This is a genomic window from Dactylosporangium siamense, assembly GCF_016862795.1.
Lineage (GTDB): Bacteria > Actinomycetota > Actinomycetes > Mycobacteriales > Micromonosporaceae > Dactylosporangium > Dactylosporangium siamense.
In genome coordinates this window covers 32,043-55,052 of the sequence record NZ_BONQ01000084.1, presented here as the reverse complement: position 1 = coordinate 55,052, position 23,010 = coordinate 32,043, and the positions used below count along the sequence as shown (strand labels likewise).

Here is a 23,010-nt window from a genome sequence, read left to right as displayed (position 1 = left end):
TCCGACATGTCGCGTGCTTGTGCACAGGTTGCCCACCTCAGGTCCACCCTCCGCGACCGCCGGCGGCACCGCCTGACGTTCCTCTGACATCGACTCGCCCGGCTGGACTGCTGGGCGTACGCTGCGCGGCATGGCCGCAAGAAGCTGGGCAACCTCAATATTCACCGCGATCGGTGTCGCGGCGGGCGCGGGTGCCGCGCAGCTCGGTCTCGGCTACGGCCTGGGGATCATCTCCTGGCAGCCGACCGGTAACAGCGCGACCGTCTGGGTCAGCAGCCTCGCCTGGGTGGCGTGGCTCGCGGCGTCCTCGACGGTCATCGGCGCACTGTGCGCCGACCGGCTCAGCCCGGCCGACACCCCGGTCCTGGGTGATGCCTCGACCCCGGCGGAGCACGCCCTGACCGCCGCCTGGCGGATCGTGATCGCGTTGTCCGCCGCGGTCGGCGCCCTGATCATCGTGCCGCTGGTCGCCGTGCCGTCCCGCACGCCCCGGCCCGACAACGTCGCGCCCTACTTCACCGCCGGCGGCTATGCCATCGCCGGCATCATCGTCGGGCTGCTGATCGCGGTCGGTGCCCTCGCGGCCCGGGCGATCGCCGCCAACGTCATCGCCTCCTCCGCGTGGCTGTGGATCCTCGCCGTCGTCGCGGTCATCGACGTGGTCCGCGCCGACGGCAACCTCGCCACCGCCGCCCAGCTCGGCACCTGGCAGTTCACCGACGCGACCTGGATCCGGGGCATGGTCAACCTGCCCGGGGCGCTGCTCATGCTCGCCATCGCACTGGTCATCGGCGCGCTCGCGGCCTGGCCCGCCAGCCGGCGCGGCGACAACCGGGTCGGCGTGGCGGTCTCCGGCGCGGCCGGCCCGCTGCTCGTCGCCCTCGCCTACTTCCTCGCCGCGCCCGCCGTCGGCGAGCAGAACCAGCAGCTGTCCGCGTTCGTCATCGCCCCGTATGCGGTGCTCGCCGGCCTGGCCGGCTCGGTCATCGTGTCGGCGATCGGCCCGCGCGGCTCCCGCGCGCAGGCCCGGGCGGACCGCAAGGCCGCCGCCGCGGACCGGGATGCGCGGGCCGCCTCCGACATCGCCGACTGGACCCAGGCGCTCGCCGACGCGGACGCCGCCGAGGCCCGCCGCCGCACCGAGACGGGCGAGCAGCCGGACGGCGACGACCCGTGGGCCGCCGCACCGGACCGCTCCGCCGAGCCGGTCACGATCGGCGCGGGCAGCAAGTCCCCGGCCGCCACCGGCAACAAGGCCGCGACCACGAGCAAGAGCACGAGCAAGACCGCGGCGCCGGCCGGCAAGGCAAGCGTCACCGCCGCGAAGGCGAACGTCAGCACGAAGAGCGCCGACCTGGACTCGGCCAAGGACCTGGAATCCGACGCGTACGCACCGGCCCGCGCCTATGGCGGCACCGAGTCGTCCGGCCGCACGTACACGTCGGAGTCCGCGAACCGGGCGTACGCCGAGGACACCGTGACCGACGACGACCCCGAGCCCGCGAAGCCGGCCGCGGCGCGTGGCTCGGTCGAGCCGCTCTGGCCGTCGGACACCGGGACGGGCGCCCCGACCGAGCCCAAGCCCGCTCCGGGCCGCGGCCGTGGTCGCGGTCGCGGTCGGTCCGGCGAGTAGCCACCCGGCCCCACCCGGTACTGCCCGCTGCCGCGGAAGACGGCCGCCGGGAAGTGCTGAACCGATTCGGCGCCCAGATCGGCGCTAGATCGGCCAGGTATGGACGGGTTCGTTGGCGTGCAGCCCGACGCTGTAGCGCTGCAGCATCTCCCGCAGCGCCGAGCGACGGTCGAGGTGATGCCTGGACTGCAGGTCGTTGACCGTCTCGGTCTGCCAGGCCGCCCCGTTGCGGCCGGTCCGGCAGCGTCCCTCGATCACGCCTAACAGCCGGTCGCGGGTGCCGGGGTGCACACCGAAGCGGTCCAGGCCGGCGGATGCCAGCGGCAGCAGCTCGTCCAGCACCAGATCTGCAACTTGCACCTCGCCGCGGTCGGGCCACCACAGTTGCGCGTCGAGTCCCTCGCGGGCGGCGGTGTGGAAGTTCTCCTCCGCCGCGGAGAAGGTCATCTGGGTCCAGATCGGGCGATCCTGCTGCACCAGCTCGCCGACCAGGCCGAAGTAGAACGCGGCGTTGGCGACCTGGTCGACGACGGTCGGGCCGGCGGGCAGGACCCGGTTCTCGACGCGCAGGTGCGGCCGGCCGTTCATGATGTCGTAGACCGGGCGGTTCCACCGGTAGATCGTGCCGTTGTGCAGCCGCAGCTCGCCGAGGTGCGGAACGCCGCCGGCCTCCAGGACCGCGACGGGATCCTCGTCGTCGGTGATGGGCAGCAACGGCGGGAAGTAGCGGACGTTCTCCTCGAACAGGTCGAAGATCGAGGTGATCCAGCGCTCGCCGAACCACACCCGCGGCCGGACGCCCTGCGCCTTGAGCTCCTCCGGCCGGGTGTCGGTGGCCTGCTCGAACAGGGCGATGCGGGTCTCCGCCCAGAGCCGCTTGCCGAACAGGTACGGCGAGTTCGCACCGACCGCGACCTGGACGCCGGCGATCGCCTGGGACGCGTTCCAGTGCATCGCGAAGTCTTCGGGCGCGACCTGCAGGTGGAACTGGACGCTGGTGCACGCGGACTCGGCGGCGATCGAGTCGGACTCCGCCTCCAGCCGCTCCTGGCCGCGGATGTCCAGGGCGATGTCCTCACCCCGCGCGTTGATGATCTGCTCGTTGAGCAACTGGTAGCGCGGGTTGTTGGACAGGTTCGCCAGCACCGTGTGCTCCTGGCGCAGCGTGGGCAGTATCCCGATGAGCACCAGCTGGGCGTCGGACTTGCGGGCGCGCTCGTCGGCGTGGACGAGGCTGGCGAGGACCTCCCGCTCGTAGACGTCGAGGCCGTCGCCCTCGATGACCCGCGGCGCGACGTTGATCTCGAGGTTGAACTGGCCGAGCTCGGTCTGGAACGACGGGTCCGCCAGGTCGGCGAGCACCTCGGCGTTGCGCATGGCCGGCTGGGCGTCGGGATCGATGAGGTTGAGCTCGATCTCGAGCCCCGTCATCGGCCGGTCCGAATCGAACCGGAAGTCGTTGAGCATCAGCGCGAAGACATCAAGACATCGGCGGACTTTATACCGATATCGGGCACGGTCCTCACGCGAGAATGCCCCCCGAATGACGTCTTGCCCCATTGCGTTCCCCAAATCCCCGGCCGACCCCGTGGACCCTCCACGTTAAGAGTGGGCGGGGTGTACCGCTAGGGACAAAACGGGCGCAACCTCAGCCTAGGGTGATCGAAACCTTGCGGAGGGTGGGAGATTTCGCCCACCCTCTGCACGATGGTCAAACTCCGGCATAAGCCATAATCGGCCCCACCGCAGGTCTTACAGTTGGCGCCGCCGGCCTGGGCCGACTCAGCCCTGGCGCACACCCTCGGCACCGATCTCAATCTTGATCTTCTTGCCGACCAGGACGCCGCCGGTCTCGAGCGCCTGGTTCCAGGTGATGCCGAATTCCTCGCGGTCGATCTCGGTGGTCGCGCTGAACCCGATGACCTCCTGGCCCCACGGGCTCTTCGCGTGACCCTCGAACTCGACATCGAGCTCGACCTCGCGGGTGACGTCGCGGATCGTCAGGTCGCCGACGAGCTTGAACTCGCCACCGGAGAAGCCGACCACGCGGGTGCTCTTGAAGGTCAGCGACGGCCACTGCTCCACGTGCAGGAAGTCGGGGCTCTTCAGGTGACCGTCACGGTCGACCACGCCGGTGTCGATGCTGGCGGCGTCGATGTCGACCTCGACGTGCGACTGCAGCGGGTCCTCGGCGATGACGATGTTGCCGCTGGCCTTGGTGAAGCCCCCGCGCACCTTGCTCACCATGAGGTGCTTGGCCACGAAGCTGACGCGCGTGTGGGCCGGGTCGAGGTCAAACTTGCCCGGCGTGGGGATGGTGACGCCGTTGAACTCGCGGGTGTTGACCGCTGCGGTCATGATGCCCTCCAGATGAGCGGTGTTGAAGATGTTTGCTGGAGCAAATATACGCTCAGCAGACTCTCGTTTGTCAAGCTCTTCTGTTAGACTGCCACTGTGACCGACGAGATGCTGGAAGATCCGCGAATCACCGCCATGGGCCTGTTCGTCGAGGCCTTCACCGGTGTGACCGCGCGTCTCAACGTCCAGTTGGCCGAGCACGGCCTCGGCAACGTCGACTTCGAGGTGCTGGTCAGGCTGTCCCGCTCGCCCGGCGGCGAGCTGCGGATGACCGACCTCGCCGCACAGACCGGGCTGTCGACCAGCGGCGTGACCCGGGTCGTGGACCGCCTCGAGCGCGACGGCCTGGCGACCCGCCGGGCCTGCCCGACGGACCGGCGCGGTTCGTTCACCGTGGTGACGGCCGCCGGCGTGGCCAAGATGCATGAGGTCCTTCCGGATCACCTCGCCCTCATCGAGGAGTGGTTCACCGGCCGGTTGTCTCCCGAGGCCCTCGAGGCCCTGCTGTGCAGCCTCCGCACGGTCCGCGACGCGGTGCGCCCCGGCGCGACCTCCGGCGCCGCGACGACCGCCGCGGCCGCCTGACGCGAACCATGAAAATCCTGGAACGCGACCGGCAGAATCACCGGCAGCTTCTGCCGGTTCTTCACGGTGAATAGCTGGTAAAGCCGCATTCCGGACGAACGGCTTCGTTACTGTCCGCCCCGGGGAGGCACCACTACGGGGACCGGCACGGACGAAGCAGGTGGGAAGGCAACACGCGCCCGGGGGGTCTTCGTCCGTGCCCTAAATCCCGAGCAGGTCGCGCTCGCGCGGTAGGAGCGCCAGCCCACCCCGGGCACAGATGCCGTCCAGCTCGCCCAGCACCCGCTCGCGATCGGCCGGCTCGGCACTGGCGGCCAGCCCGGTGAGCGCCTCCAGGACGTCCCGGATGTCATCGCGACCGGCGAGCAGGTTGGCCGCCGCCTCGAACGCGGTCGCCGCCGCCGGACGGTCGTCGCGGGCGAGCGCGAGGTAGCCGCCGATCATCGCCGACATGCCGGCGCTGCCGGGCAGCTCCGCCAGCTCGACCAGGACGTCGGCCGCCTCCGGGAGCCGGCCCGACTCGGCGAGTGCCTGGCCCAGGGTGCCGAGCGCACGGACGCGGTGCGTCGGGTCCCCGACCTCCGCGGACGCGGTGGCGGCCCGGCGGGCCAGGTCGACCGCCTCGTCGAAGCGCCGGTCCAGCCGGGCGACCTCGGCCAGATTCGCCTGCGCCAACGCCTGGATGCGGGCGTCACCGGCCTCGAGCGCGCGGCGACCGGCGGCGACCAGCCGGCGTGCCGCCGTGGCCAGATCGCCGGCGCGGATGTCGTGCCACGCCAGGTTGTTCTGCGAGACCGCGATCTCGCGGACCCGTCCGGTACGGATCGCCAGACCGAGCGTGGCCTCACCGTGCCGGCGCGACTCCTCGGCGCCGCCGACCGCCTGCCAGACCCCGGTGAGCACCGCGCGGGCGGCCAGCTCCCCGACCGTGTCGCCGCGGGCGACGAGCACCTCGAGCGCCGCCTCGGTCGGCCAGAGCTCGGCCACGCCACGCCCGTGCGCCATCGCCAGCATCCCGGCGGCGACCTGGGCGTTCGCCCGGACCAACACGTCGCAGCCGCTGGTGCGAGGATCGTCGAGCAGCCGCCGGAGCAGCTTGTGCGCCTCGACGTCACGGCCACGCAGCCGGCACCACCGCGGGATCGCTCCGGCGAGGCGCAGCGCCATCACCGGTTCGCGGACGGAGGCGTAGCGCAGGGCCGCCCGGATGTCGCTGTTGAGGTAGTCGAGCCGGGACACGGCGGCCGCGCTGGCCGAACCGGTGAGGTCCGCCGCGAGCCGGACCGCCAGCCTGGTGATGACCTCGGCGTGCCGGAGACGGACGCCGCGCAGCTCACCCCGCTCGACGCAGCGTTCGGTGGCGAAGTCGCGGACCACGTCGAGGAGGCGGAACCGCAGGTCGCCCGGGCCCCGGACGCTGACCAGGCCGAGCCCCACGAGCCGGTCGAGCACCGCCTCGGCGTTGTACCCGAGCAGCGACTCCGCCAGTTCGAGCGACCAGCGGGCGCGGAACATCGCGAGGGAGCGCAGGGCGGTCTGCCCCGGCTCGTCCAGCAGGTGGTAGCTGGCCGCGACCGCGTCGCGCAGCCGTTGACCGTCCGCATCGGTGGCGGCGAGGTCGAGCACCCGGTTGCCGTACCGGGACAACAGCTCGGGCAGCTCCAGGACGCGGCCCCGGGCGGCGGCGAGCTCGATCGCGAGCGGCAGGCCGTCGAGCCGCCGGACCAACTCGGCGACGGAGGCGATCTCCGCGTCCGGCACCGGCTCGCGGCGGACCTGCCGGAGCCGGTCGAGGAACAGGGCTACGGCCGGGGCGCGGCGCGCCTCACTCGGCGGGCTCGGCGCGTGCGGCAGGTCCAGCGGCTCGACCCGCCAGTCGACGGCGCCGGGCACCACGCCGGCGAGCGGGCGGCGGCTGGTCGCGAGGATCTTCACCGCGGGCACCCTGGCGCGCAGCCACGCGATCGCCTTGACCGCGCTGCGGTGCGAGCGGTCGATCCCGTCGAGGACGAGCAGCGCCGGGCGGTCGACCAGCTCCTCGGCGCGGGCGACCCCGAAGACGGCCGCGACCGCGGCGAACACGTCGTTGGGCTGCGACACGTCGGTGACGGTCACCGAGACCGCCGTCCCCGTGACCGCGTGCGCGACGGCGTGGGCGAGGCCGGTCTTGCCGACGCCGGCCAGGCCCACGAGCACGACCAGGTCGGCGCGCTCCAGCAGGTCGAGCAGTTCGGCGATGTCGGCGTCGCGGCCGATCAGCGTCGGGACGGTGGGCAGCGGGAGGGTCGTCGGGGCGGAGGTGACGGTCCCGGCGAGGAAGTCCTCCCGGTCCATGCCGACGAGGTCCAGCGCGTCGGCGAGCAGGGTGAGGGTCCCCCGCTGCGGCCGGGCGACCCGGCCGCGCTCCAGCTCGCGCAGGGTGCGCACGCCCAGGCCGGCCCGGGCGGCCAGCTCGTCCTGTGTCAGTCCCCGGGCCAGGCGGCGGGCCCGCAACGCGGCGGCGAACCCTGCCCCGGCGCCCCGCGGATCATGATCCGCAACTGGAGACATGTTGAGGAACAGTACTAATCGGAGTCGTTGCGAAGAAGGCGGGCGTCGGAACTACGACGGTTATCTATGCGTTACCTGACGGCGGGTCGGACGGCGCCGGCGGCGCGTCGGCGGGCGACTTCCCGGCAAGGCTGGACGCGGGCACCTCGACGGTCCGTTCGTCCGGGGCCGGGCCCACGGCCGCGGGTGCCTTGACGGGCTGCTTGGGCACCGCGGCCTTCTTCCGCTGCGGCGCCGCGACGGCCGGAGCCACGCGCAGCGACCTGAGCAACCCGGGCGCCCACCAGTTCCAGCTGTCGAGCATCGTCATCAAGGCCGGCAGCAGCAGCCCCCGGACCACCGTCACGTCGATGATCACCGCGACCGTCATGCCGACGCCGATCTCCTTCACCGCGACCAGCCCGCCGACCGCGAAGCCGAGGAACACGATGACGATGCAGATCGCCGCCGCGGTCACGACCGGCCCGGACTTGGTGATGCCGCGCAGGACCGCCCGGTTGGTGTCGGGGCGCTGGTCGTACTCCTCCTTGATCCGGGCCAGGAGGAAGACCTCGTAGTCCATCGACAGGCCGAAGATGAACACGAACAGCAGCACCGGCGTGGTCAGGTCGATGCCACCCCAGGAGTCGAAGAAGAGCGGCAGCTGCCCCCAACCCCACTGGAACACCACGACCAGGACGCCGAGGGTGGCGATCAGGGTCAGCAGGTTCATCAGGACGGCCTTGAGCGGGATGACCACGGAGCCGGTGAGCATGAAGAGCACCACGACGGTCACGATGAGGACGACGAGCGCCGCGATCGGCAGCCGCCGGGCGAGGGATTCCTGATAGTCGACGACCTCAGCGCTCGAGCCCGTGACCCACTTCGGGAACGGCGTCGACATGGCCCGCAGTTTGCGCACCAGGTCCAGGCCTTCCGGCCCGCCGACCTCACCCTTCGGGGTCAGGTCCAGGACCGTCCAGCCCTTCGGCACGTCGGGCCGCACCTCCTGGCGGAACACCTGCGCGTTGAGCTGGCTGTTGATCTGGTTCATGAACATGCGGACGTCGGCGCGTTCGGGGCCGGCCTGCAGCAGCACCACGACGTCCTCGGGGTGATCGTTGTTGAACTTCGCCTGCAGCGCGTCGTAGGCCTGCCGCGCCTCGTTGCTGTGCGGCAGCGCCCGCGCGTCGGAGTTGGCGAAGTTCGCGCCGAGCAGCGGTGCGGCCAGCACCAGCAGGCCGACGATCACGCCGAGCGCGACCGGACCGGGCGACTGCTGCGCCTTCGCGGCGAGCTTCGCCAGCAGGTCCGTCTTGAAGGTGAACCGCCCGGCGCCGGCGGCCGGGATCCGGTCCTTCGCGAGCGACAGCAGCGCCGGTACCAATGTCAACGCGGCAACCGTCGCCAGGACGACGACGGCGGCGCCGCCGAGCGCGACCGCCGCGAGCAGCGGCTCGGCGAACACGGTCAGCCCCGCGAGGGTCGCCGCGACCGCGATGCCGGAGATCGCGACCGCCCGGCCGGACCGGGCGACCGCCTCGACCAGCGCCTCGGTCGGCTCGCGCAGCAGCCGCTCCTCACGGAACCGGGCGACGATGAGCAGGGAGTAGTCCACGGCGAGGCCGATGCCGAGCAGGGTCACGACGTTGAGGGAGTACTCGCTCACCTTCGTCGCGAAGCTCAGGCCGAGCAGGAGCAGCAGCGAGCCGGCCACGCCGACGAGCGCGACCGCCAGCGGCAACCCGGCGGCGATCACCCCGCCGAAGATCAGCACCAGCACCACGAGCAGGGCAACCAGGGCGATGCTCTCGCCGATCGCCAGGTCACGCACCGACTGCTCACCGAACGCCCGCTCGGCGATCTTCGTGCCGCCGACCGTGACCTTCGGCGCCTCGATCAGCTTCAGGCGCGCCTTGACCTTGTCCTCGAGCCGCTCGCGGGCGTCCTCGCCCAGCTTCGGGTCGAGCTCGACGCGCACCGTCGAGCTCATGTTGTCGGCGCCGATCTGCCCGCCGGGGCCGTTGTAGAGGTCGTTGACCTCGACCACCCCGGCCATGCCCTTGATCTCCTGGCTCGCCTTGGTGACGCTGGCGTTGAGCCCGGGGTCGTAGACGTCCTTGCCCTCGATGACGGCGATCACCAACGAGCCCTTGGGGGCGAGCTCGTCGATGCGCTGCTGGGCGATCGCCGACTCGCTGTCGGCGCGGTTGGTGGTCGTGGTGGTGAGCCGGTCGAACAGCCCACCACCGAAAACCGCACCCGCCACGGTCACTGCCAGCCACACCCCGATGACGGGCCAGCGGTGGCGGTCCATGAACGTGCCCAGTTTCGCGAACATCGGAGTATGCAAGCACGATGGCGAAGCGGGGCAACATCCCCCATGTCGCTACAGACCCAGTGAACGAGAAATGATCATGCGCTGGACCTCCGAGGTGCCTTCGCCGATCTCGAGGATCTTCGCGTCGCGCCACATGCGGGCCACCGGGGTCTCGTTCATGAAGCCGTAGCCGCCGTGCACCTGGGTCGCCTCCCGGGCGTTGGTCACCGCCGCGTCGCTCGCCTGCAGTTTCGCGATGGCCGCCTGCCGCTTGAAGTCGCGGCCGTTGACCAGGCGCGACGCGGCGTCGTAGTAGGCCAGCCGGGCGGTGTGCGCCCTGGCCTCCATGTCGGCGAGCTTGAACTGGATGGCCTGATACTCCCCGATCGCCTTACCGAAGGCGCGGCGCTGCTTGGCGTAGGCGACCGACTCGTCGACGCAGCCCTGGGCGAGGCCGACGCCGAGCGCCGCGAACGCGACCCGGCCCTCGTCGAGGATCCGCAGGAACTGCGCATAGCCGCGGCCACGCTCGCCGAGCAGGTTCGCGGCCGGCACGCGCACGTCGTCGAAGCTCAGCTCGTGCGTGTCGGAGGCGCACCAGCCGACCTTGGAGTAGCTCGGCTGGACGGTGAACCCGGGGGTGCCGTTCGGCACGATGATCGCGGACAGCTCCTTGGAGCCGTCCGGGTTGACGCCGGTGACCGCCGTGACGGTGACCAGCGCGGTGATGTCGGTGCCGGAGTTGGTGATGAACGCCTTCGTACCGTTGATCACCCACTCGCCGGTGGCCTCGTCCAGCACGGCGCGGGTCTGGGTGCCGCCCGCGTCGGAGCCGGCGCCCGGCTCGGTGAGCCCGAACGAGGCCAGGGCCTCGCCGGACACGAGCCGCGGCAGCCACTGGGCCCGCTGCTCGTCGGTGCCGAAGCGGTAGATCGGCATGGCGCCGAGGGAGATGCCGGCCTCGAGGGTGACGGCGACCGAGGAGTCGACCCGGGCCAGTTCCTCCAGCGCGACGCAGAGGGCGAAGTAGTCGCCGCCCATGCCGCCGTGCTCCTCGGGGAAGGGCAGGCCGAAGAGGCCCATCTTGCCCATCTGGCGCACGATGTCGTAGGGGAACGCGTGCCGCTCGTAGTAGTCGCCGATGACGGGCGCGACGACGTCGTTGGCGAACTCCCGGACGCTGGATCGCAGCGCCTCGAGATCCTCGCCGAGGGTGAAGTCGACCATGGCAGGTATGCCTCTCAGACGGGCGTCACGCCGTGGCGACGGCGCGAGAATTGACGGTTCTTCCCGGTGGCGGCGGCGAAGCGGCGGACCAGTTCGTCGCGCAGCGCGCCCGGCTCGACGACCGTGTCGATGACCAGCTCGCTGGCCAGGCGCATGATGTCGATGTCGCGCTCATATTCGGCGCGCTTCTCGGCGACGAACGCCGCACGCGTTTCGTCGTCGGGCAGGGCGGCGATCTTGTTGGCGTAGACCGCGTTGACGGCGGCTTCCGCCCCCATGACGGCGATCTTGGCGGTGGGCAGCGCGATGGTGGCGTCGGGTTCGAAGCCGGGTCCCGCCATCGCATAGAGACCGGCGCCGTAGGCCTTGCGGACCACGACGCAGATCTTGGGCACGGTCGCCTCGGAGATCGCGGTGATCATCTTGGCGCCGTGCCGGATGATGCCCTGCTTCTCCACCGCTGAGCCGACCATGAAGCCGGGCACGTCGGCGAGGAAGAGCAGCGGCACGTTGAAGGCGTCGCAGAGCTGGACGAACCGGGTCGCCTTGTCGGCGGAGTCCACGAAGAGCACCCCGCCCTTGAACATCGAGTTGTTGGCCACGACACCGACGGGCTTGCCGTCGATGCGGGCGAAGCCGGTGGTGAGCTCGCGCGCCCACAGCGCCTGGATCTCGAAGAACGAGCCCTCGTCGACCAGCCCTTTGGCGAACCGGCGCATGTCGAAGGCCTGGCGCTCGCTCGCGGGGATCTCCGGCAGGCCGGTGGCGTCCGCGGCGGCGGCGACCGGGGCCGGCTGCGTCCAGTTGGACGGCAGGTAGGACAGATAGCGCCGGACCGTCTCGATCGCCTCGGCCTCGGTCTTGCACAGGAAGTGCCCGACGCCGGACTCCGCGCAGTGGACCCGTGCGCCACCCATGGCCTCGAGGGTGGTCTTCTCGCCGGTGACCATCTCGACCATGCGGTCCGAGCCGAGGTACATCGAGGCGTTGCCCTCGACCATCGCGACGACGTCGCAGAAGGCGGGGATGTAGGCGCCGCCGGCGGCGGACGGGCCGAACAGGGCGCAGGCCTGCGGGATGCTGCCGCTGGCGCGGACCTGGGTGTGGAAGATGCGCCCGGCGCCGCGGCGGCCGGGGAAGAGGTCGACCTGGTCGGTGATCCGGGCGCCGGCCGAGTCGACCAGGTAGACCATGGGGACGCCGGTGTCGTACGCCTTCTCGATGATCCGGATGATCTTCTCGACGGTGCGGGCTCCCCAGGAGCCGGCCTTGACCGTCGAGTCGTTGGCCATCAGGCAGACGGGCCGGCCGTCGACCGTCGCGGTGCCGGTGATGACGCCGTCAGCCGGGAGGCCTTCTGCCATGACGTTGGCGAACATCCCGTCCTCGACGAAGGTGCCCTCGTCGACGAGCAGCGCGACCCGCTCGCGGGCGAAGAGCTTCCCGCGGGCGGCATTGGCCGCGTGATACTTCTCGGCACCGCCGGCCTCGACCCGCTTCCGAAGACCCTCCACCATGGCGCGACCTCCGCGTCAGCAACCTGAACGATCGTTATGCCTAACGATCGTTCAGGTTAGCCGAAGCGGAGGTCAAGTACCAATGGCTCGTCGGGCACGGGTCGGTGTGTACCCGGCGTGGGCCCTGGGTCCCCCTGCGGATCAGAGGGACCCCGGTACCGCTGTCAGCAGGAGTACGCGACCGCGCCGCCCTGGCTGGACGCCTGCGAGAAGCCGAACAGGCTGATCGCGTTGCCGCTGATGTTGATCGGCACCTGGAGCGTGGTGTCGAACTGGTTGCCGTTCAGCAGGCCCGCGTTGTAACCCGTGGTCCAGTCGCTGCAGGAGTTCTTGACCGCGGTGGCGCCGCCGCCGCCGTTGCCGTTGCCCCAGCCGCCGTTGTTGTGACCGTTGCCGTTGCCGTGGCCGTGGTGGCCGTTGCCGTGGTGGCCGTTGCCCCCGCCGTTGCCCCCGCCGTTGCCGTTGCCGCCGTAGCCGTCGTCGTCACCGTTGTCGTCGGCGTTGCCGTTGTCGTAGCCGCCGTTGTTCTGGCCGCCGTAGCCGTCGTCGTTCGCGGTGCCGGTGCCGTGGCCGTTGCCGCGGCCGTGCTCGCTGGCGACCTTCTTGGCCTTGGGCTTGGCCTTGCCGTGCGACGCCGAGGCGCCGTTCGAGCTCATGTTGCTGGCGTTGCCCGCGGCGTTGCCGTACGCGCTCGGGTTGGCGTGGTGGTTGCTGTTGCCGTAGCCACCGTTGGTGTCGGCGTTGTCGTCACCGTAGCCACCGTTGGTGTCGGCGTCGTCGTCACCGTAGCCGCCGTTGTTGCCACCGTTGCCGTTGCCGTTGTCGTCCCAGTCGTCGTCCCAGTCGCCGTTGCCGCCGCCGTTGCCGTGGTGACCGTGGCCGTGCCCGCCGCCGTTGCCGTTGCCGCCGCCCCAGCCGTCGCCGTCGACGGCAACCGCGCCGCCGCCGCAGGAGGCGCTGGAGAAGCCGAGCACCGCGATCGCGTTGCCGCACACGTTGATCGGGGCCTGGATGGTGGTGTCGAACTGGTTGCCGTTGAGCAGGCCCGCGTTGTAGCCGGTGGTCCAGTCCTCGGTGGTGTTCGCGCTCTCGGTGGAGGCGCTCTCACCCTTGACCGCCCAGGCACCGCCGGCGCTCTGGGCGCTGGAGAAGCCGAACAGGCTGATCGCGTTGCCGCTCAGGTTGACCGGCAGCTGCAGCGTGGTGTCGAACTGGTTGCCGTTGAGCAGGCCCGCGTTGTAGCCCGAGGTCCAGTCCTCGGTGCGGTTGCCGGCGCTCTCGGTGTAGTCGCCGTCGGCGTCAGCGTCGGCGGCGTAGCCACCGTTGTTGTTGGCGTTGTAGCCGCCGTTGTTGTTGCCGTTGCCGCCACCGTTGCCGCCGCCGCCGTGCCCGTGACCGCGGCCGTGGCCGTGCCCGTTGCCCCGGCCGTTGTCCGACGCCATGCCGCCCTTGACGGCGTACGCGCCGCCCTGGCTGGACGCCTGCGAGAAGCCCAGGACGCTGACGGCGTTGCCGCTGACGTTGATCGGGGCCTGGATGGTGGTGTCGAACTGGTTGCCGTTGGCGACACCGGCGTTGTACCCGGTGGTCCAGTCCTCGGTCGTCGCGCTCTCGGTGTCGATCGCCGCGGCGCCGCCACCGCAGGACGCGTCGGCGAAGCCGAGCACCGCGATCGAGTTGCCACAGACGTTGACCGGCAGCTGGAGGGTGGTGTCGAACTGATTGCCGTTGAGCAGGCCGGCGTTGTAGCCAGTCGTCCAGTCGGCGTGCGCGGCCCCGCCCGAGATGAGCAGGAAGCCCGCGGAAAGCACGCCCACGTTGAGCGACTTACGAACCCACGTCTTCATGGTGAAAGTGAGACCCTTCGGTAGGTGTTTCTCTTCAGTGCTGCTGAAGTGCTGCTTTTGAAGTGCTGCTTTGATGGGCGCGGATCAGAGCCGTGAACCTGCGTGCGGGCAGGCTCTGCCCGGCTCCGCCCCTGTCGACGTGCGCCCGGATGGTGCGTGTTCGGTGTTGCGAGATGCCGCGATGTGGTCGATACGGGTCAACGGACCCTGGCTGGCTCCGGCTCGGCCCGCTTCGCTTCGCGTCGGCTGGCCGGCCGGCCTCAGTCGGGTGAGACTGTCGGCCTCTCGGCTGCGAGCAGCCGTAGCTCGGCGTCTTCGACCGCGTCCAGCCGGAAGGTGAGCACCTTCGTGCCGGCCGGTGCGGCGGGCAGCGTGGCGGCGGCGCCACCGTCGTGGTTGAGGCCCGAGCCACTGCCCGGGGCTCCCGAGGTGATACCGACCGCCGGCGCCGGAACGGGCGCCGGGCGGGGCAGCAGCGGTACGTGGCGCGTACCCTGCGCTTCAGTCCGGTCCGCGACCGGCTTCACGTGCGTGGCGCCGCCGGCGTCGAGCCGGTCGGACTGGTCCAGGGCACGTGACATGACGACGCGTGTCGAGTCGACGCCGGCACGGGAGGTGCCGGTCGCCGCGGCTACGACGTCGCCTGTCGACCCGACGCCGACCGGCTCGGCCTGGACGGCCGGCTCCTGCGTCTGCGTCCTGCGGGCGTTCTTGATGCCGGCTTTTGCCGGCCTCTTGGTGCGTGAGTTCGTGGCGCTCGACGCGTTCACCGTCGTCAAGCGGGACATCTTGACGGATGCCGGAGTGACGGCTTTGCTGGCCGCCTTGTCCTGAGGACCCCCAGCCCTGTCGGTCGTCGTCAGGACGGTGCCCGCCACCGGTTGCAGGACGGTCAGCACCGTCCCGGTGAGCAGGTCACTTCTCGACTCATGCTTCGTCGCGCCGGAGGACGCACCGGTGGACCCGATGTGACCGCCGGAGATGTGACTGGAGGCGCCGTGACGGTTGCCGACGGCACCGAGGTCGAGCAGGTCGAGTCCTGAGCCGCCGGCCCCGGTGACCAGGTTGGTCACCGGCGCGATCAGGGAGACCCCGGACGAGAAACCGTCGGAGCCCGACGAGTCGGAGGCGTGTGCCGCCGACGCCGACAGCAGCCAGGCCACACCGGCGAAACCGGCGACGACCAGACCCTTGACGGCGATCCGGGCAGCAGACCGGGCGCAGCGGGTCGTGCGCGGGTTGCGCTCGCTCCTCTGGGCCATGGCCGCCTCTCAGTACGGGCTCAATGTCGGGCTTGACGCCCCACATGTGACTGTTTCCGTACTGAGCAACGAACCGTCCCGTCCGGGGACACGCCACTATCCCGGCGAATCGGACACAAGTGGGACAGCGAGCGTCAGAAAGGGATTCGCGGACCGGCCTTGAGCACGCCCGATGGCAGCTCCCGCCCGACGATCTCCTGAGCCATCGCGGCCGCCTCGATCAACGCCCGCAGGTCGATGCCGGTCTCGTGACCCATGTCGTGCAGCAGGTGCACGACCTCCTCGGTGGCGACGTTGCCCGTGGCTCCCGGTGCGTACGGGCAGCCGCCGAGCCCGCCGACACTCGCGTCGAACTCCGTGATCCCCATCTGCATCGCGGTGAGGATGTTGGCGAGGGCCGCGCCGCGGGTGTTGTGGAAGTGCAGCAGCAACGGGATGTCGGGGTGGCGGTCCCGGACCAGGCCGACGACGTCCTGCACCCGGCGGGGCGTGGCCATACCGGTCGTGTCGCCGAACGCGATCCGGTCGGCGCCGTCGGCGACGACCCGGTCGACGATCCCGAGCACCCGCGCCGGGTCGATGTCGCCCTCGAACGGGCAGCCGAAACTCGTCGAGATGATCACCTCGGCGGTGGCGCCGGCCCCGTGCAGCAGGTCGATCAGGCCGGCGATGTCGTCGAGCGACTCGCCGGTCGACCGGTTGACGTTGCGCTGGTTGTGCGTCTCGGACGCCGAGACGACGACCTCGATCTCACCGAAGCCGGCCTTGAGCGCCCGCTCGGCGCCCCTCGAGTTGGGCACCAGCGCCGAGTAGTGGACCGCCGGGTTCTTCCGCGCGGCCGCCCACACCTCGTCGGCGTCGGCCATCTGCGGAATCGCCTTGGGGTGGACGAACGAGACCGCCTCGATGCGGCCGACCCCGGTCGCCGACAGCGCGTCGAGCAGCCGGACCTTGGCGGCGGCCGGGACCGGGTCCTCGTTCTGCAGGCCGTCACGGGGACCGACCTCGCGGATGGAGACAAGACTCAACGCACACCTCCGCTGCGCATGCGGCCCACGATGCCGGTGTCGTAGTCGCCCGAGAGGAACTCGGTGTTGTCGAGCAGCTCGGCGAAGAACGGCAGGTTGACCTTCGGCCCGACGACCTCGAACCCGGCGACCGCGGTCCGCAGCCTGGCCAGGGCATCCGCCCGGTCGGCACCGTGGACGACGAGCTTCGCCATCAGCGAGTCGTAGCTGGGCGTGACGACAGTGCCCGGGCCATACCCGGCATCGACGCGCACGCCGGCACCGGTCGGCTCGACCCACGACGTGATCGCCCCGGGACCGGGCAGGAAGCGCTTCGGGTCCTCGGCGTTGACCCGGACCTCGATGGCGTGCCCGGTGACCCGCAGCGCGGCGGGGTCGAAGGTCGGCGCCAGGCCGGAGGCCACCCGCAGCTGCTCCTCGACCAGGTCGATGCCGAACACGGCCTCGGTGATCGGGTGCTCGACCTGGAGCCGGGTGTTCATCTCCAGGAAGAAGAACTGTCCGGACGTCGGGTCGAACAGGCACTCGACGGTGCCGGCGTTGCGGTAGCCGACCGCCTCACCGGCCCGGACGGCGGCGGCGAGCAGGTCGGCCCGCTGCCGGGGGTCGAGGGCCGGCGACGGCGTCTCCTCGACCAGCTTCTGGTTGCGGCGCTGCACCGAGCACTCACGCTCGCCCAGGGCGACGACCCGGCCGTCGGCGAGGCCGAGGATCTGCACCTCGATGTGGCGCACCCGGGGGAAATACCGCTCGATGAGCACCGCACCGTCGCCGAACATCCGCTCGGCGAAGCCACGGACCTTCTCATATTCGGTGCGCAGGCCGGCCTCGTCGGTCGCGACGGCCATGCCCATGCCACCGCCGCCGGCGGCGGCCTTCACCATCACCGGGTAGCCGATCCCGGTCGCGGCGGCGAGGGCGTCCTCGACCGTGGCGGCGGGGTCGGTGGTGCCCGGCGCGACCGGCACCCCGGCGGCGGACATGAGGTTCCGCGCGTTGATCTTGTCGCCCATCGCGGTGATCGCCTCGGGGCCGGGACCGACCCAGATGAGGCCGTGCTCGACGACCGCGGCGGCGAAGGCCGCGTTCTCCGACAGGAAGCCGTAGCCGGGGTGGATCGCCTCCGCGCCGGTCGACTTGGCCGCGGCCAGGATCGCCTCGGCGCTGCGATACGACTGGGCCGGGTTGGCCGGGCCGATCAGCACCGCCTCGTTCGCCTCGCTGACGAACGGCAGCCCGGCGTCGGCCTCGGAATAGACCGCGATGGTGCGGATCCCCAGCCTGCGTGCCGTGCGGATGATCCGTCGGGCGATCTCTCCGCGGTTGGCGACGAGCAGAGAACTCAGCATGCGGAGCGTCTCCTGTGGATAACTCTGTGGGTTTACACGTAACTGGCTTGTGGATAACCCCCGAAGGGTCACCCTTGCAGCGCGGAGAGTGTCGCGGCTCGGAGCAGCTCGGCGCGGCGGGCCCGATCGACCTCACCGCCGAGGAACGGCGTGGAGTTCATGAGACCGAAGGCGGCGTGGGCCAGGACGCGGGCCTCGCCGGCATTGAGCTCCTCGCGCAGGACGGTGAGCGTGTTGACCCACTCCTCGACATACAGCCGCTGGAGGCGGCGGATCTGCCGCCGCGGCTCCTCCGGCAGCCGGTCGAGCTCGTGCAGGTGCAGGGCGATGACCGCCGGGTTGGCCAGGGCGAACTCGACGTGGAAGTCGACCAGCGCGGCGAGCGCCGCGGCCGGGTCCTCCGACGACTCGGCGATGCGTTTCTGACCGCCGGCGAGCAGCTGCTCACTGACCGGGATGAGGGCGGCCGCCAGCATCGCCTCCTTGCCGGCGAAGTGGTGGTAGAGCGCCGGGCCGGTCACGCCGGCCGCCGCACCGATGTCGTCCATCGACACGCCGTGGTAGCCACGGGTCGCGAACAGGCCCACGGCGATCTCGAGGATCTCCTCGCGCCGTGAGCGGCGGCGTTGTCCGGCGGGGCCGGCGCCACGAGTCTGTGCAGGTGGGCGGACGGCCGATTGTTCCAGCGTCATTGGCAAAGCCTAACCGGGTGTCAAGGCAAGTGCTGAACGGTCGTTAAGTTCATCACTGCTCGAGGTGGAGTTGTCGGATCTCGGCGGCCTCGGCCGGGCGGTCCAGGGCCTCCAGTGCCTCGGCCAGCATCCAGGCCGCGTTCTGTCCCGCCTGCGAGCCCGCGGGTGCCGTGCCGAGCACCGAGCGCAGCAACGGCTCCGCGGTCGCCGGCTCACCGGAGCGCATGAGCAGCTCGGCGTGCAGCAGGTCGGCCTCCAGGGCGTCACCGAACGCACCGATACCGCGCAGCGCGCGGGCCGCCCCCTGGATCCTGACCAGGGCCTCGTCGCCCTGGCCGGCACCGAGGTGCACGCGGGCCCCGTCGCAGTCGAGCATCGCACGGTGCCACACCAGCCACGCCTCGGACGCCTCGACCGTGAGTGCCAGCTCCGCCACGAGGGCGTCGGCCTCGGCGAGCGCGGCGAGCGAGTCCTCGACGCTGCCGGCCCAGCGCAGCGCGAGCGCCCGCATCCGCCGGCAATACAGCTCGGCCTGGACTGCCCCCGACGCCTTGGACCCGGCCGCCTTGAACGCCGCCGCCGCCGCGGCGAACTTCCCGGCCGCCTGTGCGTCGCGGTCGACCCGGTAGAGCAGCTGCGCCGCCTCCTGCAGCATCCTGCCCCGGGACTGCAGGTTGTCGAAGCCGTCCAGGTTGTCGGCGAGGGTCTCCAGCAGTGCAAGGGCCTGGTCGGGCTCGTCGAGCTCCCGGTAGATCCGGGACAGCAGATACCGGGTCTGGTCGGCGTGGTCCTGCGCGCCGATCCGGTCGAGCACATCGATCGCGCTCTCCGCCGCCTCGGCCGCGTCGAGCGGCTGACCCGCCTGGTCATAGGCGCTGGCCAGGTCGAACCGCAGGATCGCGGCGGGGGCGTCCTCGCCGTGCGCGACGTGGTCGGCGATCGCCTCGACGAGGTCGTCGACGGCCTCGGCCGGCTGGCCACCGGCAAGCCTGGCCCTGGCCCGGCCGACCAGCGCCGACAGCCGCGGGTCGCGCTCGACGGCGGCACCGAGCGCCGCGTCGAACGCCTTCACGGCCGCGTCGAACTGCTCGAGGTTGGCCAGGGCGTGACCGTGGATCAGCGCCGCGAGCGCGACCGGCGGCGGGTCACCGAGCCGGCCATACTGCTCCCGGCAGTCGGCGGCGGCGGCCGCCGCCGCCTCGAAACGCTCCAGCACCAGCAGGCACCGGGCGCGCCGACCGGCCAGCTCCGCCCGCAGCGCCGGTCGGGGCGGCTCCTCGGCGATCGCCCGATCGACCGCGGCGAGCGCGTCGTCGAGCCGGTCGAGCGCCAGCAGCGGATACTCCAGCCGCAGCCGCGCCTCCGCACGGGCGTCGGCGTCACCGATCGCCACGATCCGCTCGGTGACCGTGGTCAGCTCGGCCAGGACCTCCTCCTGCCGCTCCTCCGCGTCCGGGGCGAGGATCGCGCGGGCCTCGGCGACCAGCGCGGCCAGCTCGTCGCCGAGCGTGCGGTAGCCGGCGGCGGCCTCCCGGAACGCGGCCTCGGCCTGCTCCGGCGCCTGGTCGACGCCGGCCATCCGGCCGCGCCCCTCGACCCGCCGGACCGCGAGCGCAAACGGCGGCTCCGGGTGCAACTCGTCGAAGCGCTGCCACGCGGCGCGGGCCTCGGTGAAGCGATATTCGTCGAACAGCTCCTCCGCACGGTCGAGCAGGCCGGCCGGGTCGCTCGGCAACGGGCCCGCCGTGGCCCGGGCGGCCGCCGGGACGGTGGCGCCGGCCCGCAGCGTGCGGGCGACGGCGCTGAGCGGCAGGTGCTCCACTATCGGCTGCGCGTGCAGCCGGGACTCGATGAGCGTGCCGATGTTGGCGGTGCCGTTGCGCGCGTCGAACCGTGCCGACAGGGCCCGGGCCCGGGTGGCGAGCCGCTCGGCGAGCTCGGGCGCCGGCACGTCGCCGACCAGCACGTCGGCGTCCAGGCGGCTGAGCAGCAGCGCCGCCGCGGCGGAGAACCACATGTCGGCCTGCGGGTGCGGCGCCTTGTCCAGCCAGCTCAGGTGCCGCTCGACGATCTCCAGGCCGCGGGTCTCGTTGCCGGTCCGTGCGCAGAACACCACGTGCTCGCCGATGCGCTGCAGGTCGGCCAGGTTGCCACGGAGGCTGCGATAGGCCCGGCGGTGCGCGTCGGCGGCCTCGCTGAGCCGGCCGGTGCGCAGATACGGCAGGAGCAACGACGTCAGGATCGACTGGGGCTGCTCGGCGCAGGTGAGCTGGCCGGCGAGCACCGGCTGGGCGAGCGCGACCGCCGCCTCGTCGTCGCCGGCCGACACCAGGTGATACACCTTCGAGGTCGGGTCGCAGCCGACGCAGTCGGAGTTTTCGTCGCGGGGCGTCGCGCACCACTTCTCATACCACTCGTCGGCGGCCGGGTCGCCGACGTGCGCGGCCACGGCATGCCGATACGAATGGACGGCCTGCAGACTGTGCCCGCCGGCCCGGAAGCGGCGCTCCATGTCGTCGAGGACGTCACGGGTGCGCCCGAGCGGCACCTCGGGAAACTTCAGCAGCCCCGACACCATGTATTTGAACTGCCACAGCAGCAGGCTCTCGGCGTGCCGGTCGAAGCGATCCGGGTGCGCGTCATATTCCGCGCGGCACCACGAGAACGTCACGAACGACTTCGCGGTCTCCCCGCCGTGCACGTATGCCGTGGTGGCCTGCATCCTGGCCGCGAAGCGCAGCTCGTCGAAGCCGCCCGCGTCGGCGTGCTGCACGATCTGCTCGACCAGCGCGATCTGCCCGCTGCCATAGGGCATGTGGTCGGCCTCCCGCAGCAGACCCCACAGCTCGTCTTCAGTCTTCATGCGCGACCGCCTTGTTGAGCAGACCCAGGAATGAACTGTTGAGCAGGGCCGCGTCGGCCGGTCGCAGCGGATGGTGGCCGAGCAGCAGCGCCTGGCCATACAACCCTTCCACGGCGAGCCGCACCAGGTCCTCGTCCGCCAGCTCGCTGACCCGCCGGACCAGCGGGTTGCGATGGTTGAGCACCAGCTGGGGCCGGTCCTCCTCGTCGGTGCGGGCGAGCGCGTCGAGGACGTCGGCCCACACCTCGTCGACCCGTTCCCGGGTCGCCCGCAGCTCCGCGGCGAACGCCGCCGAGCGGTTGACCAGATACATCGCCGGCATGCCGGCCGGGTCGAACGAGCGCAGGACCACCTCGCAGCCGAGCCGGTCCATGGCCCGCTGCGCCCTGGCCACGAACGGCCGCCTGGCCAGCTCCAGCCCCGGCTCCAGCGCGTCGAAGTGGGTGGTCAGGTCGCTGGGCTCGACCCGCTCGATGAGTGCGCCCGGCTCGATGAGCGGCAGCCGCTCGATGAGCTGAGCGTCATAGACATAGCCGGCGTTGACCACCGGCATCCCCTGCGCTGCGGCGACCGCGCCGATCTGGCGGAACTCGTCGACCTGGACCGTGTATCGCACCAGGCCGTGCTGGGCCCGGAAGTCGGCGAGGGTCATCCGGCCGGTGTTGGTCTCCATCGGCCACCAGCGCTCGACCAGGCGCAGCATCTCGTCGTCGTGGACCGCGAGCGCCTTGACCCCGAGGTGATGGATCTCCAGGAACTCCGTGAGCCGCCGCGGGTCGCGGGTGGCGAGCCGGACCAGCCAGCCACGCAGCTGGTCGCCGAGCGCCTCGCGGGTCGACTCGAGCAGCTGGTCCTCATACAACGCCTCGCGGCTCGCGGTCGGGCGCAGCTCACCGGCGTCGAAGACACAGCGGGCGAAGAACGCCCACTCGGGCAGGACACCTTCGGCGCCCTCGGCGAGCAGCATCCGCTTCAGATAGACCCGGTGTCCGGCCCGCGCCGCGGGGTTGGCCGGCGTGGGCAGCACGAACGCCACCCCGGTCAGCCCGGCCTCCGGCACGGCCAGCTCCACGATGTCGAACGGGGTGAACCCGAAGACGTCCTGGCAGTGTGCGACCAGCCGCTGCCGGCGCTCGTCGCCGCCGAGGCGCCACGGCAGCCCGTCGCCGGTGACCTCGACGTCGCCGACCTCGACCGCCACCGGGAGCAGCGAGCCATAGAGCGTGGCGAGCTCGACCACGGTCCGCCGCACCAGCCACTGGTCGGCGTCGCGGCGGGGCACCAGCGTCACGGTCGTGCCGACCTGCAGGCGGTCCTCGCCGGCGAGCGCGACGCTGTAGCGACCGTCGGCGAAGCCGCGCCACAGCACCGTCGGGCTGTTTTCGGCCCTGGTCAGGACCCGGATCTCGTCGGCGACCAGGAAGCAGGAGAGCAGGCCGATGCCGAACTGTCCGAGGAAGTCGTGGCGGGCGAAGCCGAAGTCGTCGCGTTTGGAGCTGCGCCCGATCGTGGCCAGGAACTGGTGGACCTGCTCCTCGGTCAGCCCGATGCCGGTGTCGGACACGCGCAGGGTGCCGTCGCCGGTCACATCCGGCGGCTCGATGCGCACCCGGGCCGGCACGGGTGGATCCCCGGCGACGGCCGAAACGCGCCGCGCGGTGATCGCGTCGACGGCATTCTGGAGCAGCTCACGCACGTAGACGCGAGGGCTCGCATAGAGGTGGTGACTGAGCAGGTCCACAACCCCGCGCAGGTCCACCTGGAACGTCCGATCCACGGGCGCACGCTACCGCGACCCAC

General features: G+C 71.4%; 15 protein-coding genes. 2 read left to right on the top strand and 13 right to left on the bottom strand.

The annotated features are described in order from the left end of the window. Positions 1–130: 130 nt before the first annotated feature. Positions 131–1,633 (top strand): hypothetical protein, encoded by a 1,503-nt coding sequence (locus tag Dsi01nite_RS28560; protein ID WP_203849373.1) that lies wholly within the window; start codon positions 131–133, stop codon positions 1,631–1,633. A gap of 84 nt (positions 1,634–1,717) precedes the next feature. On the opposite strand, the gene Dsi01nite_RS28555 is transcribed toward Dsi01nite_RS28560, so the two are convergent. After that, positions 1,718–3,193, bottom strand: coding sequence for a glutamate-cysteine ligase family protein (locus Dsi01nite_RS28555; RefSeq protein ID WP_203849372.1), 1,476 nt, complete (start codon positions 3,191–3,193; stop codon positions 1,718–1,720). 222 nt (positions 3,194–3,415) lie between these two features. Then, entirely contained in the window at positions 3,416–3,991 is a 576-nt protein-coding gene (locus Dsi01nite_RS28550; RefSeq protein ID WP_203849371.1) for a YceI family protein, read from the bottom strand. 96 nt (positions 3,992–4,087) lie between these two features. Here Dsi01nite_RS28550 and Dsi01nite_RS28545 point away from each other — a divergent pair, with 96 nt between their 5' ends. Then, the gene (locus tag Dsi01nite_RS28545; RefSeq protein WP_373318854.1) at positions 4,088–4,576 is read left to right on the top strand and encodes a MarR family winged helix-turn-helix transcriptional regulator; all 489 of its coding nucleotides are present in this window, start codon (positions 4,088–4,090) and stop codon (positions 4,574–4,576) included. A 201-nt stretch (positions 4,577–4,777) separates the two neighbouring features. On the opposite strand, the gene Dsi01nite_RS28540 is transcribed toward Dsi01nite_RS28545, so the two are convergent. The 11 genes from Dsi01nite_RS28540 to Dsi01nite_RS28490 all read right to left on the bottom strand — a co-directional run bounded on the left by Dsi01nite_RS28540 (position 4,778) and on the right by Dsi01nite_RS28490 (position 22,987). Next, positions 4,778–7,126 (bottom strand): ATP-binding protein, encoded by a 2,349-nt coding sequence (locus Dsi01nite_RS28540; protein WP_203849370.1) that lies wholly within the window; start codon positions 7,124–7,126, stop codon positions 4,778–4,780. Between the two features lie 64 nt (positions 7,127–7,190). Beyond that, positions 7,191–9,446, bottom strand: coding sequence for an MMPL family transporter (locus Dsi01nite_RS28535; protein ID WP_239136240.1), 2,256 nt, complete (start codon positions 9,444–9,446; stop codon positions 7,191–7,193). A gap of 48 nt (positions 9,447–9,494) precedes the next feature. Beyond that, positions 9,495–10,652: an acyl-CoA dehydrogenase family protein gene (locus tag Dsi01nite_RS28530; protein ID WP_203849369.1), complete on the bottom strand. Its 1,158-nt coding sequence runs from the start codon at positions 10,650–10,652 to the stop codon at positions 9,495–9,497. 14 nt (positions 10,653–10,666) lie between these two features. Then, complete coding sequence (locus Dsi01nite_RS28525) at positions 10,667–12,169, bottom strand: acyl-CoA carboxylase subunit beta (protein WP_203849368.1); 1,503 nt, start codon at positions 12,167–12,169, stop codon at positions 10,667–10,669. A gap of 164 nt (positions 12,170–12,333) precedes the next feature. Further along, positions 12,334–14,016 (bottom strand): chaplin family protein, encoded by a 1,683-nt coding sequence (locus tag Dsi01nite_RS28520; protein ID WP_203849367.1) that lies wholly within the window; start codon positions 14,014–14,016, stop codon positions 12,334–12,336. A 260-nt stretch (positions 14,017–14,276) separates the two neighbouring features. Beyond that, on the bottom strand, positions 14,277–15,278 hold the full coding sequence (locus Dsi01nite_RS28515) for a hypothetical protein (RefSeq protein ID WP_203849366.1): 1,002 nt from the start codon (positions 15,276–15,278) through the stop codon (positions 14,277–14,279). A gap of 134 nt (positions 15,279–15,412) precedes the next feature. After that, positions 15,413–16,306: a hydroxymethylglutaryl-CoA lyase gene (locus Dsi01nite_RS28510; protein ID WP_203849365.1), complete on the bottom strand. Its 894-nt coding sequence runs from the start codon at positions 16,304–16,306 to the stop codon at positions 15,413–15,415. Next, positions 16,303–17,655 carry an acetyl-CoA carboxylase biotin carboxylase subunit gene (locus Dsi01nite_RS28505; protein ID WP_203849364.1) on the bottom strand — a complete coding sequence of 451 codons (1,353 nt, stop codon included), beginning with the start codon at positions 17,653–17,655 and terminating at the stop codon, positions 16,303–16,305. Before Dsi01nite_RS28505 ends, Dsi01nite_RS28510 begins: the two co-directional genes overlap by 4 nt. A gap of 68 nt (positions 17,656–17,723) precedes the next feature. Next, entirely contained in the window at positions 17,724–18,347 is a 624-nt protein-coding gene (locus Dsi01nite_RS28500; RefSeq protein ID WP_203849363.1) for a TetR/AcrR family transcriptional regulator, read from the bottom strand. A 52-nt stretch (positions 18,348–18,399) separates the two neighbouring features. Then, a complete protein-coding gene (locus Dsi01nite_RS28495) occupies positions 18,400–21,210 on the bottom strand; it encodes a tetratricopeptide repeat protein (protein ID WP_203849362.1) in 2,811 nt (936 codons plus the stop codon). Then, the gene (locus Dsi01nite_RS28490; protein WP_203849361.1) at positions 21,200–22,987 is read right to left on the bottom strand and encodes an HSP90 family protein; all 1,788 of its coding nucleotides are present in this window, start codon (positions 22,985–22,987) and stop codon (positions 21,200–21,202) included. Before Dsi01nite_RS28490 ends, Dsi01nite_RS28495 begins: the two co-directional genes overlap by 11 nt. Between the last annotated feature and the right edge of the window lie 23 nt (positions 22,988–23,010).